Origin of the sequence: Actinomadura chokoriensis (genome assembly GCF_041463665.1) — a bacterium.
Classification (GTDB): Bacteria; Actinomycetota; Actinomycetes; order Streptosporangiales; family Streptosporangiaceae; genus Spirillospora; species Spirillospora chokoriensis_A.
Genome location: NZ_JAXCEJ010000009.1, coordinates 158,913 through 172,920, shown reverse-complemented (window position 1 = coordinate 172,920; position 14,008 = coordinate 158,913). Strand labels below are relative to the sequence as shown.

Sequence of the window (14,008 nt, the reverse complement as noted above, 5' to 3'; positions counted from 1 at the left end):
TGTCGTTTCTCCGCGCATCAGCGCCTGCCATCCTCAGGGCACCTGGTACAACGTGCCGACGCACTCTCCGATAATCGACTGATGAATTTGCGTCGTCCCTTCGATTATCTCCAGAATCTTGGCATCCCGGTAGTGCCGTTCAATCGGGCTCTCCCCGCTGACTCCGAGGGCGCCGTGGATCTGCACCGCGTCCTCGGCGGCACGTCGCGCCACCGTGGACGACCGATACTTCGCCATCAAAGTCCGATAGAGGTCGCCGGAATCTCCTTTCTCCACGGACACTCCGGCCTGGTGGCACAGCAGCCTCGCGGCACTGACATCCGTGACCATGTCGGCGAGCATTCGCCGCACCAGCTGGTGCTCCGCGATCGGGGCGCCGTGCTGCCGCCGCCGCGCCGCATGGCCGACCGAAGCCTCCAGACACGACTGGGCCAGCCCGACCGCCCCCCATGCCGTGCTGTAGCGGCCGAGGCCGAGGGCCGGCGAGCCGACGAAGGCCAGCCCGGCGCCAGGCGGCCCCACCATGTCGTCCGCGGTCACGTGCACGTCGTCGAAGACGAGTTCGGCGAGCATGGAGCCGCGCAGGCCGAGCAGGTCCCTGATCGGCCGCACGGCGAGGCCCGGCGCGTCCCGCTCCACCAGAAAGGCGGTCAAGGCGCCCTCGCACCGGGTGAGGACGAGGAAGACGTCCGCGATCTGCCCGAAGCTGATCCATTTCTTGTGACCGGAGAGAACGAAGCCGCCGGCGGCGGAGGTCGCCGTCGTCTCCACCGCGGCCGCGTCGCTGCCGACCTCGGGTTCGGTAATGGCGAAGGCGGCGACGGCCTCGCCGGAGAAGACGGGTCCGAGCCAGCGATCGCGCTGCCGCTCGCTCCCCGCGCGCACGACGGCATGGCAGACCATGTCTTCGACCGCGACCAGGTTCCGCGTCGACTGACAGACCCGGCCGATTTCATGGGAAAGCAGCCCGTAGCAGACCGCATCCATGCCACCGCCGCCCCATCGCCGTGGCACGGACGAGCCGATATATCCGGCGGCCGCCAATCCCTTCAGCACCTCGGGAGCGAGCGTCTGGGTCCGGTCCGCGTCGGCGGCATGAGGTTCGATCCGCTGCTCGGCGAATTCCTTGAACCGGCCCCACCGGTCCGTCTGTTCCACATTCAAAATGCCAAGCATCAGATCCGTCCGATCCTATTGGAGTCGTGCGGCCGCGGCGTTTCCGGCCTCATACTCAAGCGCGATGAGAAACCAGGTGCTGGTCGATGTGCTCAGCAACAGCACCTTGTCGCCGTCGGCCAGCAGGCCGGTGCGTTCCAGGCGGTCGAGAGAGACCAGGCCGTCGGCCGCGAAACAGTGGGCGTATTCGCGGGCGGTTCCGCGGTACGCCCGGCTCATCGGAATGCCGAGAACGGTGAGCATCGCCTCCACCGCCGGGCTGACATAGCTGTTGGCGATGACGAACGCGTAGTCGTCCGGGTCGGCTCCCGTCGCCTCGGCGAGGCGGTCGCTCGCGGCCTCGACGCCCTTGATGAAGGCGCTGGCACTCAGCGGATCCTGCTGGATCACCGACACGAGGGTGAGCCGGGCGCTCGTCGCGTGCTCGATGCCCAGGATCCGGAACGCCGGCCCGTCCTGCGGTCCGCGCGTCACCAGCGCGCTCGCCGCGGCGTCGCTGAAGATCCCCATGTCCCCGCTGATCAGACGCTCGCCCGCGGACGCACCGTCGACCGTGACGGCCAGGCAGGACGCGGCGAACCCGGCGAGGACCAGCGAACCGCTCACGGTGAGCACCGCCCCGAGATTGGCGCACAGGTTGAGACCGGCGCCGAACAGCGGCAGGCCGCCGAGTCCGGCGGCCTCCAAGGACCGTGCCACATCGCGGGCCGCGTCGCCCGTGCCGCTTCCTCCTTCCGTCGCGTACACCACCCCGGCGGGGCCGGCGAGGCCCCCGCGCGCCGTAGCCGCGAGGCAGTCGGCCGCGAACCGCCAGGAAGGGGCGTCGAAGACCCGCACGCGACGCAGCCCCCCGGCCCGCAGCTGCGCCACCGCGTCGGCCTCAAGCTCCGGCAGGTCCGAGATCGGGGTCGGCTTCCCCGCCGCCACCTGAATGCGGGCGAGACGGAGCTCTCCGGGCCGGAACCGCGCGTCATCCATCCAATCCCGTCCCTCCGGGAACCCGTGTTCAACCGTCATTTCTGGCCGGTTGAACGGCAGACCGAGCTGATCCTTCGCCTGGCACGACCGGCAACTCCAGATAGGAGGCACAGCCCCGCTGCCCGTATATCCGGACGGTCGGCGGCGGCGAATGGACCGGAGAGTCGGCGTTGCCCCGGTCCCGGCAGGTGATCGCCACGCGCAGTCTCTTTCCCGGGGTGAGACGGAACGCGGTCGGATGCAGGTCGATCACCAGCTCCACCGGCAGCGACGGCAGATCCTCCACGGCCGCCTCGGCGGACGGGTGATACGGAAGGCCGAAGTTCGAGTACGGGGCCAGACCCAGCCTGCGGTGGGAGGCGCGGAGCACTCCTTCCGTCACGTAATGGGACGCACCCGCCTCGTCGACCTCCTCCAGATAGACGAAGAAGTCCCCGTCCGGATAGGTGGACTCGACGAAGACATGAGCGATCGGATGACCGATCACCTCGACCGGCTGAGAAAGGACTTCTGTCGTGTACGTCAGAGCCTTCGCGTCGTTCTCCGTGAGCGGCCGGTATCCGTACGGTCCGCCGTATCCGTCGGCCCAGCGGGTGGCATCCCCCGACGTCGTGGAGTAATCCGCGACGTACTCGTCCGCCCCCGCGGCGGGCCCGGGCGGCTCCGGGCAGAGCAGTCCGTCGTTCACCGACTCGATGCTTCCGCTCGGTCCCCGGCGGAAGTAGTACTTCGTCGGTTCGCCTTCGACCGGCCATCGCTCGGCCGTACGCCATGCGCGGCCCGGGTCGGCCCCCATCACCCGGTACCGCAGCGGCGGCTCGGTCATGACCCCGGTGTCGACGCCCTTCAGCCAATGGTCGAACCAGCGCAGATGCTCGGCGGCGAGATCGACCTCGTCCCTGCCGGTGTGCGCGAAGGGCCCGATCGTGAGCTTCTTCGGGACCGTCAGGTTCTCGAACCAGAGCACGGCATCGCGAACCCAGATGTCGAACCACCCGGACAGCAGGCACACGGGTATCCCCGAGGCGTTGATCTCGGCGACCGCGCCGGCCGGGCTCCGGCGGTACGCGGCCGTGCCGTCCGGTCGGCGGCTGTCCCGGTACGGGTGGAGCTCGGCACGGGCGAGGACGTCGTAGTTCCCCCGGTGCTCGGCGACCGCCCGGCGCGACGCGTCGCCGTGACCGGTCACCGCCGTCACCCCGGCCTCCACGTCCAGCCGCCGCACCCTGTCCGCCCAGTGGCGGACGAAACCGTCCCGGAAGACCCCGCCGGGGTAGAGGAAGGAGTAGAGGTCGAAGAGCGGCATCTGCGGAAAGATCGCGCCGAGATGCGGCGGCGCCTTCGCCGCCGTGAGCAGCTGCGCGACCGCGAGGTAGGAGTCGCCGAACATGCCGACCGCGCCGTCGCACCAGGGCCGTCCGGCCAGCCATTCGGTGACCTCGTACCCGTCCGACGCCTCGGTCTCGCCGAACTCCTCCGACCGGGTGCCGCTCGACGCCCCGGTGCCCCGGGCGTCCACCGCAACGATGACGTAGCCGCTTCTCAGGACCGCCCTCAGCCACGGGCGCGTGTCGAGCTTGGTCCGGGTCACGCCGTCCTCGAACTGTGAGCGGCGGTAGCGGTCGTGGCACCACAGCACGGGCAGCGGATCGGTGACCACCGCGCCGTCGCGCCGCGGCCGCATGATGTCCGCGGCCAGCCGGGCGCCGTCGCGCATCGGGATGTAGACGGTCGTGTGCTCGTGGTCGTCGCTGTTTCCGAGGTACTCGACGATCGCCTGCTCGCGGTCGGCTATGCGCCGCCGGAGGGCGCTGTCGAGCACGCCGGGCGGTGCGTCGTAGTGCACCGCTCCGTCCGCCGTCCATGTCCGCACGTTGAGCGAGCGCAGCCGCAGGAGGAGTTCGACGACGTCCCCGCCTTGCCCGGCCGGCCGGTCCGGCACGGTGTCCCGCTCAGTCAAGGCCGCCTCCGCCCCGTCTGTGCGCTCGCTGCCTGCGCCTGAGCACCTCGCTCTGGCCCCTGCCGCGATCCTTCGCGCGTTCGAAGTCCGTTCCGCCCGGTTGCCCGGCCAGGAAGTCGGCCTGCGCCTGGACGGTCGTGTGCTGGAACAGTTCGATCGGGTCGAACTCCATCCCGAGCATGCTCTGCAGTTCCTCGTGCAGGCGGAGGGCCAGGAGCGAGTGGCCTCCGGCGTCGAAGAAGTTCCGCCCCACGTCGATCTCCCCGACGCCGAGCAGCCGCCGCCACACCGAGCCGATGAGATCCACCAGGCTCCCGGCCGGGTTCGCCCTGCCGGGCGGACCGGCCGTCTGATCGGGTTCTGGCGGGGCGGGCAGCGCACCGCGATCGAGCTTCCCGTGCCGGGAGAGCGGGAGCGCGTCGAGCCGCACGAGAGCGGCGGGCACCATGTAGGAGGGCAGACGGCTCCGCAGGAAGTCCATGATCTGGTCGGCGTCGAAATCGCGGGCGTCCCGGGCGACCGCGTAGGCGATGACCCGCCGTTCGCCTGTCGCGTCCGTTCGGACGGTCACCAGCCCGTCCCGCACGCCCGGATGGTCCACCAGCACCTTGTCGATCTCAGGCAGCTCGACCCGGAATCCGCGGATCTTGACCTGGTCGTCCCGCCTGCCGAGGAATTCGAGGGAACCGTCCGGCCGCTGCCGGACCATGTCGCCGGTGCGATAGAGCCGGCCGCCCGGCTCGCCGAAAGGATCCGGTACGAACGCCCCGGCGGTGAGTGCCGCCCGGCGGTGGTAGCCGCGGACCACATTGGCGCCGCCGACGCAGAGTTCGCCAGGCACTCCGGCGGGCACCGGCTGCCAGGTCCGGTCCACGACATAGAGCCTGGTGTTGGCGATGGGCGGTCCGATGGGAACCGCGCCCGAGCCCTGTCCGAGGGCGTCGTCCGCCGTCAGCACGGCGACGCCCACCGTCGTCTCGGTGGGGCCGTAGTGGTTGTAGACCGCGCACTTTCCCGCGCGCTGCCGGAGGTCGGCCATCCAGCCGGACTCGGACGCCTCACCGCCGACGATCAGGTGCCGGCGGGGCAGCACCCCGGGAAAGCCCGGTGCTCTCTGCAGGGCCCGCAGATGGGAGGGCGCGATCTTGAGGCAGTCGATGGCGTTCGACCGGTTGTACTCGGCGATCCAGCCCGCGTCGAGCGTCCGCTCGCGCGGGATCAGGTGCAGCTCGCCACCGGTGCACAGCGGCGGGAAGAGCATGGTGACCGCGGAGTCCACGGTGAGGGGCTGCTGCATCGCATAGCGCAGCGGTTCCTCGATCGAGAGCCTGCGCATGATCGCGAATGTGTAGTTCGCGAGCTGCCGGTGCTCGACGGCCACCCCCTTCGGAACGCCGGTCGAACCGGACGTGTACAGCAGGTAGGCCATGTTCTCCGGGGCGGGGCCCGCGAGCCGGGGCGCGGACGGCCGGTCGCCGAGCACGGAGAACGAAGGATCGAGCTCGACGCGGCACAGGTCGTCGCCCGCCCAGTTCACCCCCGGTCCCTGCACGACGACGGTGGCGCCCGCGTCCGCCAGGACGGCGCGCCGCCGCTTCTCGGGGTCCGCGGGGTCGACGGGGACGTAGGCGCCGCCCGCCTTGAGAATGCCGAGGACGGCCACGACCATCTGCGGCGAGTTCGCGAAGCAGGCTCCGACGGTGACTTCGGCGGTGACGCCCGACTCGGCGAGCAGGCTCGCGAGCTGGCCGGCGCGCCGGTCCAGTTCCGCGTACGAGAGGGTCTCCCCGTCGCAGCGGACCGCCGGCGCCTCCGGTGTACGCGCCGCCTGCGCCTCGAACACCTTGTGCACGCACCGCAGTTCCGGCGCGATCTCCATCGCGGTGCGATTGCGGGCGTGCAGCGAGCGCTCCTCCTCGCGGGTCAGCAACCGCAGTTCCGACACCGGGGTGTCGGGATCCGCCGCGGCGGATTCCAGCAGGCACCCGTAATGTCCCGCCATGCGGCTCACCGTCGCCGCGTCGAAGAGATCACGGTCGTACTCGAACAGCCCTTCCGCCTGCTGTTCGCCCTCCACCATCTGCAGGGTGAGGGTGCGTTTCGCGGTTCCGTTGTGCACCGGGAGCGGGACCACGTCGAGTCCGGGCATCGAAAGGCGCCGCGCGGCCGACCGGTAGGCGAAGACGATGTCGAAGAACGGCGAGCCGGTGGGCGTCCTCGGGGGATTGAGCTCCGCGACGAGCCTTTCGAGCGGCAGGTCCTGATGCGCCAGCACCTCGGTCACCTCCGCTCGCACGCACCGCAGCAGTTCGCGGAACGTCCTGGCCGCCGGAACCCTTGTCCGGACGGGCAAGATGTTCACGAAGAAGCCCACCAGCGGCGTGGTCTGCGCATGGCTTCGGTTCGCCATCGTCGAACCGACGACGATGTCCTCGCGCCCGGTGTAGCGGTGCAACAGCACGTTGAACACTGCGAGCGCCATCATGTAGGGGGTGGCCGCCTCCTCCCGGCACAGCCGCCGCACGCTCCGCAGGACGCCGCCGGGGACCTCGAACCCGACGATGCCCCCGCGGAAACCCGGCCTGGCCGGTCTCGGCCGGTCGGTGGCGAGTTCGAGGACGGCCGGCGGATCGGCGAGCCGGTCCTTCCAGAACTCGGCGTGACCGGCGAAGCGCTCACCGGCGACCGCCTCCCGCTGCCAGCGGGCGAAGTCGCCGTACTGGATCGACAGCGGCTCCGCCTCCGGCGGGCGGCCCTGGAGCGCGGCCTGATAGCTCTCCGCGATCTCACGCAGCAGCACGTCGGCGGACCACGCGTCGCCGACGATGTGGTGCATGGCGAGCCAGAACAGATGCTCCGTCTCGGTCACCCTGATCAACTCGTACCGGACGAGCGGGCCGGAGGTCAGATCGAACGGACGGGCCGCGTCGCGCCGGACCCGCTCCTCGCCCGCCCTCTCCCGCTCCGCCGCGTCCACCTCCTCGGGTTCGTGCACCGGTAGCGGCCTGGGTGCATGGGGCGAGATCCTCATGGCGGGCTCGTCCGCGCCGGGGACGATGTGCGACCGGAGGGTCGAGTGCCGTGCCAGGACGGAGTCCAGGGCCCGCGCGAGCGCACCACGGTCGAGGTTGCCGGTGACGCGGACCAGGATCGGGATCACGTAGGCCGCGGTGCCGGGAAACGCCTGTTCGAATGCCCAGAGCTGGCGCTGGAAGTGGGACAGCGGCACGGGGCCGCGCTCGCCGTGCGCGTCGATCCGTCCCGCCGAGCCGGTGGAGAGCCCGTCGCGCGCCAGGAGCTCCCGGAACAGGGCGCGCCGCCGCGCCGACATGCCGGTGCGGGGGGCGGGCGAAGGGGTCATCTGCGATCACCTCGGAAGGTCGCGGCCCGGGCGGGCCGGGCGGTCGTCAACGGCTCCCCCGGCCGGGCGCCCGGCGGGCGCGGCGGCTCTCCCGCCGCCTGCGGGCCCGTGCGCCGCTGGCGTCGAACGAGTGCGGCGCCGCCGCGTCCGCGCCGAGATAGGCCGCGAGCGCGCTGACGGTCGGATGCTCCAGCAGCTTGATCAGTGGAAGGTCCCGCCCCGCCATCGGCAGCAGCCGCGCGTGGACCCGCACCATGAGCAGCGAGTGCCCGCCGAGATCGAAGAAGTTGTCGTACAACCCCACCGAGTCGACACCGAGCACCTCGCTCCACACCTCGGCGATCCGGCGCTCGAGATCGCTCGTCGGCGGCGCCGCCCCGCCTGAGCCGGTCGATCCGGGGCGGGGAAGGGCCGCCACGTCGAGCTTCCCGTTCGCCGTCAGCGGCAGCCGGGGCAGGACCACGACGAAGGAGGGGACCATGGTCGCAGGGAGCAGGGCCCCCAGGCGACGCCGCACCTCCTGCGGGTCCGGCGCGGCGGTCTCCTCCGCCGGCACCACGTAGGCGACCAGCCGCGGGTCGCCGCCGGCGTCGTCCCGGGCGACGACCACCGCTTCGCGTACCTCGGGCCGCGAGGTGAGCGCCGCCTCGATCTCCGCGGGCTCGATGCGCGTCCCCCGGATCTTCAGTTGCCGGTCCGCCCGCCCGAGGAACTCGATGCTGCCGTCGGCACGCAGCCTGCCGAGGTCGCCGGTCCGGTACAGCCGCTCTCCCGGCGCCGCGGCGAACGGGTCCGGCACGAACCGCTCGGCCGTCAGGCCGGGGAGCCCCCAGTAGCCGCGGGCGACGCCCGCGCCGCCGATGACCAGTTCGCCCTCCGCTCCCGGCGGGACCGGCTCCAGCCGCCGGTCCACGACATGGATGCGGGTGTTGGCGATCGCGGTGCCGAGCGGAACCTTCGCTTCGTCCCCCTGGACCTCGTGGGTCGCGGACCAGACGGTGGTCTCCGTCGGCCCGTACATGTTGAGCAGCGTCGCCGGGAGCGCCTCACGGAGGGTCCGCGCGAGCACGGGCGGCAAGGTCTCCCCGCCCAGCAGCAAGGCCCGCAGCGACCTCAGCCCCCACATGACCCCGGGCTGCAGGGCGAGCATCCGCATCAGCGAAGGCGTCGACTGGAGCAGGGTCGGACGATGCTCCTCGATCGTCGCCGCCACCGTCGGGTCGGGGCCGGGCGGGGCGGTGGCCGCTGCGCGGCTCCGCAGGGCCTGGAGATCCGGGAGGTGTGCGAGCACGACGTCCTCGGGCAGCCCGAAGTCGATGAGGCACGCGACTTCGGTGACGCCCGCGTCCCCCAGTGCCTCCACCAGCGGCTGGAGCGAGTCGGGCGTACCGAACAAGCCGCTGGTCTCGAAGTAGCGCTCGAAGGCGAAGTCGAGCAGATCCGCCATGTCGGTCTCGCTGAGCGCGCTGAGATCCAGATCCAGGCCGAGCCCCTTCACCAGCGTGTCGATGAGGCCCACCGAGGATCGCAGGTACTCGATGAAGGGCCGCCTCACCTGCGCCTTGACGGAATCCGTGGTGGCGCCGACGAACGTGTGGAGCATGAGGGTGACGACGCCGGAGTCCGGATCGTGCCCGTGCCCGGCCCGTGCTTCCCGGTAGCGGCGAACGTTCGCCGCCACGCCGTCCACGGTCTGTCCGAGCAGGTGGGTGAGCAGGTTCGCGCCGATCGCGCCCGCCCTGGCGAACGTGGCGGGCGAACCCGCCGCGGTGATCCACGTCGGCAGTTCCGGTTGCACGGGGGCGGGGTGGATCCGTACCTCCACCGGGTTCCCGGCCCCGCCGACGCCCGGGACGCCGCCGCCCCTCCACAGGGTGCGGACCGTCTCGATGTCGCGGAACATCTGCTCCTTGCGGTCGGCGAACCGTTCCGGAAAGAACACGAAGTCGTCGGCGTGCCAGCCGGAGGCGAAAGCGACGCCCGCCCGGCCGCCGGACAGGTTGTCGACCAGGGCCCACTCCTCGGCGACGCGGATCGGGGAATGCAACGGCAGCACGACGCTCCCGGCCCTTATCGCCACGTTCTCGGTGGCCGTCGCGAGGGCGGCGCTCAGCACCGACGGATTCGGGAACAGTCCGCCGAACTCGTGAAAATGGCGTTCCGGCGTCCAGACCGCTGAGAACCCGTGCCGGTCGGCGAATCTCGCGCCCTCGACGACGAGCCGGTACCTGTCCCCGGCTTCCATGGCGCTCGAACTGGCGAAGAAGAACAGGCTGTAGTCGAGCGGTGAGCGTCTCGCGGCGGCCCGGGGCGTTGACCCGCGCGGGGTCAGGGCCGGCTCGTCCAGCAGGACGACGCGCGCGCCCCGGGCCAGCGTCCACAGCAGCTCCAGCACGGAGATGTCGAAGCCGACGCCTGTCACGGCGAGCATCGTGTCGGACGGTCCGCAGCCGACCCGCCGGTCCATCCCGGTGAAGAAATTGATCACGTTGCGGTGGCTGACCACGACGCCTTTCGGGGCCCCGGTCGAACCCGACGTGTAGAGGACGTAGGCGGCCTGCCCGGGATCGACCGCGCACCGCGTCCGCCGCCCGTCCGGCGCCGGGTCGTCCGCGGCGGCCGCGTCCAGGTCGATCACCGGCATGCCGGCTGGAGCGAGACCGTCGGCGAGACCGCCCCGGGTCGCCATGACGCTGATCCGAGCATCGGCGACGATGGCGGCCGACCGCTCCCGGGGATGCCGCGGGTCCAGCGGCACGTAGGCCGCGCCCGACTTGAGAATGCCGAGGAGCCCCGCGAGCAGGGCGGGCGACCGGTCCGCGCACAGCCCGACCCGCGTGCCCGGACCCGCGCCGGCCGCCGCGAGCCGGGCGGCCACCCGATCGGCGTGCGCGTCCAGTTCCCGGTAGGTGACCCGGGCCGCGCCGCAGACGATCGCCACGGCGTCCGGCTGCCGCACCGCACGGGCGGTGACGGCCTGATGCACGCAATGTCCGGGCAGCTCGCAGACGGCGCCGGTCGCCGCGTCCAGCACTCTGCGGCGCGTCGGCCCGCTCAGCAGCGGCAGCCGTCCGATCGGGAGGCCGGGATCCCGGCCCAGCCCGTCGAGCAGCACTGTGAACGCCTCCGCGAGGCCGGCGACGGTGGCCTCCTCGAAGAGCTCGCTGTTGTACTGGAAGACGCCCGCCAGGGAGTCACCGGTCTCGGCCATCGCAAGGGTGAGATCGAACTGGGTGCTCCGGGTGGGCAGCGGAACCGGCTCGAACGGCAGCCCGCCGAGCTCGAACCGCCCGCCGTCCAGGCCCGCCGCGAGCATGCCCAACGCGGACGGCGCGTCCGCCCATGCCCGGTTGTGGACGAACATCGTCTGGAAGACCGGCGGGCGGGCGAGGTCGCGGTTCCCCCGCAGCGACTCGACCAGCGCCGCGAAGGGATGGTTCCGATGGGTCATGGCATCCGCCACGACCCCTCGGAAGCGCTCCAGCAGCTCCCGGAACGTCGGATCGCCCCCCAGGTCGCCGCGCAGGACCACCGGGTTCACCAGGTAGCCGACCGTGTCGGCGAAGACCGACCGCTCCCTGCCGGACGTCGGGGAGCCGACCAGGATGTCCGTCTGCCCGGTGTACCGGTGGAGGAGAACCTGGTACGCGCACGCGAGGAGCGTGTACAGGGTCGCCCCGGAATCCTTCGCCAGCGCTCTCAACCGGGCCGTCGCCGCCGGGCCGACCGTGAACCGGCGGCCGTCCCCACGGAAGGTCTGCAGGGACGGACGCGGCCGGTCGCACGGCAGGTCGAGGACCGGCAGCGTCCCGGTGAGGCGCCGCTTCCAGAACTCCTCGTCGGCTCGGCCCTGCGGGCTGTCGAGGTAGCTCGCTTGCGCGGCGACGAATTCGGCATGGCGGTCCGGCCCGTGCGCCGGTAGTGGCCGGCCGGAGACCTCCCTGCCGTAGAACTCTGCGATCTCCTTCATGACCAGCGACAGGGACCACAGATCGGCGACGAGATGGTGGGCCACGACGAGCAGCACGGGACGGAGCCCCGCGCCGGACCACAGCAGCGTCCGGAAGAGCGGACCTCGGCCGACGTCCATGGGCTGCTGCGCGACCGCTGACAGCTCCTGCTCCAGCAGGCCGGGCGCCTCGCCCGGGTGCGTCCGGTGTTCGAGGACGGGCCCCGATCGCGGCTCGACGCGCTGGACCGGCTCACCGTCCCTGTCGACGAAGGTCGAGCGCAACAGCGGATGCCGGTCCACGACGGCGCGGACGGCGCGCTCCAGCGCCGCCGGGTCGGCTCCGTCCGGAAGCCCGACCGCGCCGGACAGGACGTATGCGGCGCCGCAGTCGGTCAGCTTCTCCTGGAACCACAGACCCCGCTGCCCCCGGCTCAGGGGCAATTCGTCCGGCATCGGCGCGCCGGCGGGTTCGGTGACCCGCGGCGCGCGAGCCGCGCGTTCCGCCACCTCGGCCACAGGAAGGTCGTAGAGGCCGGACAGGGGGAACTCGATGCCGAGCGTGGCCTCCAGCAGGTGCTGGAGTTCGACCATCACCACCGAGTCGAGCCCGAGGGCGGGACACGTCAACGACCGGTCGACGTCGCCTGCCGATCCGCCCACCCTGGCGGCGACCTCGCGGCACAGCAGCTCGGCCACGTCCTCGGCGGTGCGGCGGGGTGCCGGCGGATCGGCGGATTCCCGCGTCTTCTCGCGCGGGACGGCGGCACGCGCCTGCGCGAGGTCCCGCAGGTAGTTCCCACGCGCCGCGTGCCTGCGGACCTTGCCGCTGGAGGTGCGCGGCAGCCCGCCCGGCGGGAGCAGGACGACGTCGTGCGGCATCAGCAGATGCTCTTGCGCCACGGCACGGCGGATGGCCGCCGCGATGTCGGCGTGGACGGCCTTGTCGGAGTGGACGGCCTTGTCGGGGTGGCCGCCGTCGCCGCGCCGGGCCACCTCGTGGACGACGACGAGCCGCTCCGCACCGTCGACGGTGATCCCGAACGCCGCGCACCCGTTGGGACGCAGTGCCGGATGCGCCTTGACGGCCGTGTACTCGATGTCCTGCGGATAGTGGTTGATCCCGTGCTGGACGATCAGGTCCTTCAGCCGTCCGGACACGAAGAGCTCCCCGGCCTCCAGGAAGCCGAGGTCTCCCGTACGCAGGAACGGCCCGGCCTCGGCGTCCGTGAGACGGGCATCGAAGCATTCGGCCGTTTCCTGAGGCTTCCCCCAATACCCCTTCGTGACGCTCGGGCCGGCGACCCAGATCTCGCCCACCGTTCCGTCCGGACATTGAGTCCGCGTATCGGGGTCGACGATCAGGAGCCGTTGCGCGGACGAAGGCCGGCCGCAGCCGACCAGCGGCGGCAGACCTTCCCTGCCGCCCGCCGCCGGCTCTCCCGAGACGGCGTCACGGCTCCTGACGACGGGTGGCCGGTCGCGGTCGCCCCCGGTGACGAAGAGCGTGGCCTCGGCGAGCCCGTAGCAGGGGTAGAAGGCCGTACGCGAGAAGCCGGTGGGTTCGAGCAGTTCCGCGAACCGGTCCATGACATCGGCCCGAACGGGTTCGGCCCCGTTGAAGGCGAGCCTCCACCCGCCGAGATCCAGGCCGTCGATATCGGCCGGGGCGATCTTGCGGACGCACAGTTCGTAGGCGAAATTCGGGCCGCCGCTCACGGTGGCGCGGTGCGCGGCGATCGCCTCAAGCCAGCGCACGGGCCGCCGCACAAAATACGCAGGCGCCATCAGCACGGTCGGGAAGCCCGAATAAAGCGGCTGGAGAACGCACCCGATAAGGCCCATGTCATGGTAGGGCGGAAGCCAGCTCACCATCGTGCTCGACGGGCTGAAACCGAAGGCCGCTTCGATGTCGGCTCCATTGTGCAGCAGGTTTCCGTGGGTGACCATGACGCCCTTGGGCGTGGCGGTGGACCCCGAGGTGTACTGCAGGAAGGCCAGATCCGACGATGCGGCGCCCTTTGGCTCCCAGTCCGCCGCGCCGTCCTCCGCCAGGTCCGCGCACACCACGTGGAGGCCCCCCGGCCGTGCCTGCCGCCGGACGAGACCGACGACGGCGTCGCGCGAGTCCGCCGAGGTCACCGCGGCGGTGGGAGCGGCGTCGTGGATCACGGCCTCCAGCCTGGCCAGGCTCTGCGCCGCCCCCGCCCCGCCGGGCGGGTACACCGGAACGGCCACCAGTGCCGCGTACAGGCAGCCGCAGAGGGCGGCGACATAGTCCAGCCCGGGGGGCAGCAGCAGCACGACACGGTCACCGGGTGCGCATTCTTCCCGGAGCATCCCGGCGATGGATCGCGCTCGCCGGTCCAGGTCGGCATAGCTCAGGCGTGCCGTCCCGCTTTCGGAGACGAATGAGTAGCCGATTGCATCGGGCTGCTCCTGGGCACGCCACCGGAGCAGGTCGGATACGGAATCGAACATGCAATTCCTCGGTGCCACGCTAGAAGACAACGACGTTCCTCCTAGTCGCCTAGGAAAATCCCGAACCGTGCCCGTGAAGACGCCATCAACGACTCCACTTGAT

The 14,008-nt window shown here is 71.4% G+C and carries 5 protein-coding genes; all 5 read right to left on the bottom strand.

Features of this window, described 5'->3' with window-relative positions:
• Positions 1–33: 33 nt before the first annotated feature.
• The 5 genes from SM418_RS16970 to SM418_RS16950 are packed head-to-tail and all read right to left on the bottom strand — an operon-like array spanning position 34 to position 13,905.
• A complete protein-coding gene (locus SM418_RS16970) occupies positions 34–1,176 on the bottom strand; it encodes an acyl-CoA dehydrogenase family protein (RefSeq protein ID WP_371941760.1) in 1,143 nt (380 codons plus the stop codon).
• 15 nt (positions 1,177–1,191) lie between these two features.
• Positions 1,192–2,154: a 3-oxoacyl-[acyl-carrier-protein] synthase III C-terminal domain-containing protein gene (locus SM418_RS16965; RefSeq protein ID WP_371941758.1), complete on the bottom strand. Its 963-nt coding sequence runs from the start codon at positions 2,152–2,154 to the stop codon at positions 1,192–1,194.
• 28 nt (positions 2,155–2,182) lie between these two features.
• A complete protein-coding gene (locus SM418_RS16960; RefSeq protein WP_371941756.1) occupies positions 2,183–4,114 on the bottom strand; it encodes a CocE/NonD family hydrolase in 1,932 nt (643 codons plus the stop codon).
• Positions 4,107–7,475, bottom strand: coding sequence for a non-ribosomal peptide synthetase (locus SM418_RS16955; RefSeq protein WP_371941755.1), 3,369 nt, complete (start codon positions 7,473–7,475; stop codon positions 4,107–4,109). Before SM418_RS16955 ends, SM418_RS16960 begins: the two co-directional genes overlap by 8 nt.
• 46 nt (positions 7,476–7,521) lie before the next feature.
• Positions 7,522–13,905: a MupA/Atu3671 family FMN-dependent luciferase-like monooxygenase gene (locus SM418_RS16950; protein WP_371941754.1), complete on the bottom strand. Its 6,384-nt coding sequence runs from the start codon at positions 13,903–13,905 to the stop codon at positions 7,522–7,524.
• Positions 13,906–14,008 lie beyond the last annotated feature (103 nt).

Coding starts and splice junctions, on each gene's coding strand:
- SM418_RS16970 (WP_371941760.1), bottom strand. CDS start 1,176: ATGCTTGGCATTTTGAATGTGGAACAGACGGACCGGTGGGGCCGGTTC.
- SM418_RS16965 (WP_371941758.1), bottom strand. CDS start 2,154: ATGGATGACGCGCGGTTCCGGCCCGGAGAGCTCCGTCTCGCCCGCATT.
- SM418_RS16955 (WP_371941755.1), bottom strand. CDS start 7,475: ATGACCCCTTCGCCCGCCCCCCGCACCGGCATGTCGGCGCGGCGGCGC.
- SM418_RS16950 (WP_371941754.1), bottom strand. CDS start 13,905: ATGTTCGATTCCGTATCCGACCTGCTCCGGTGGCGTGCCCAGGAGCAG.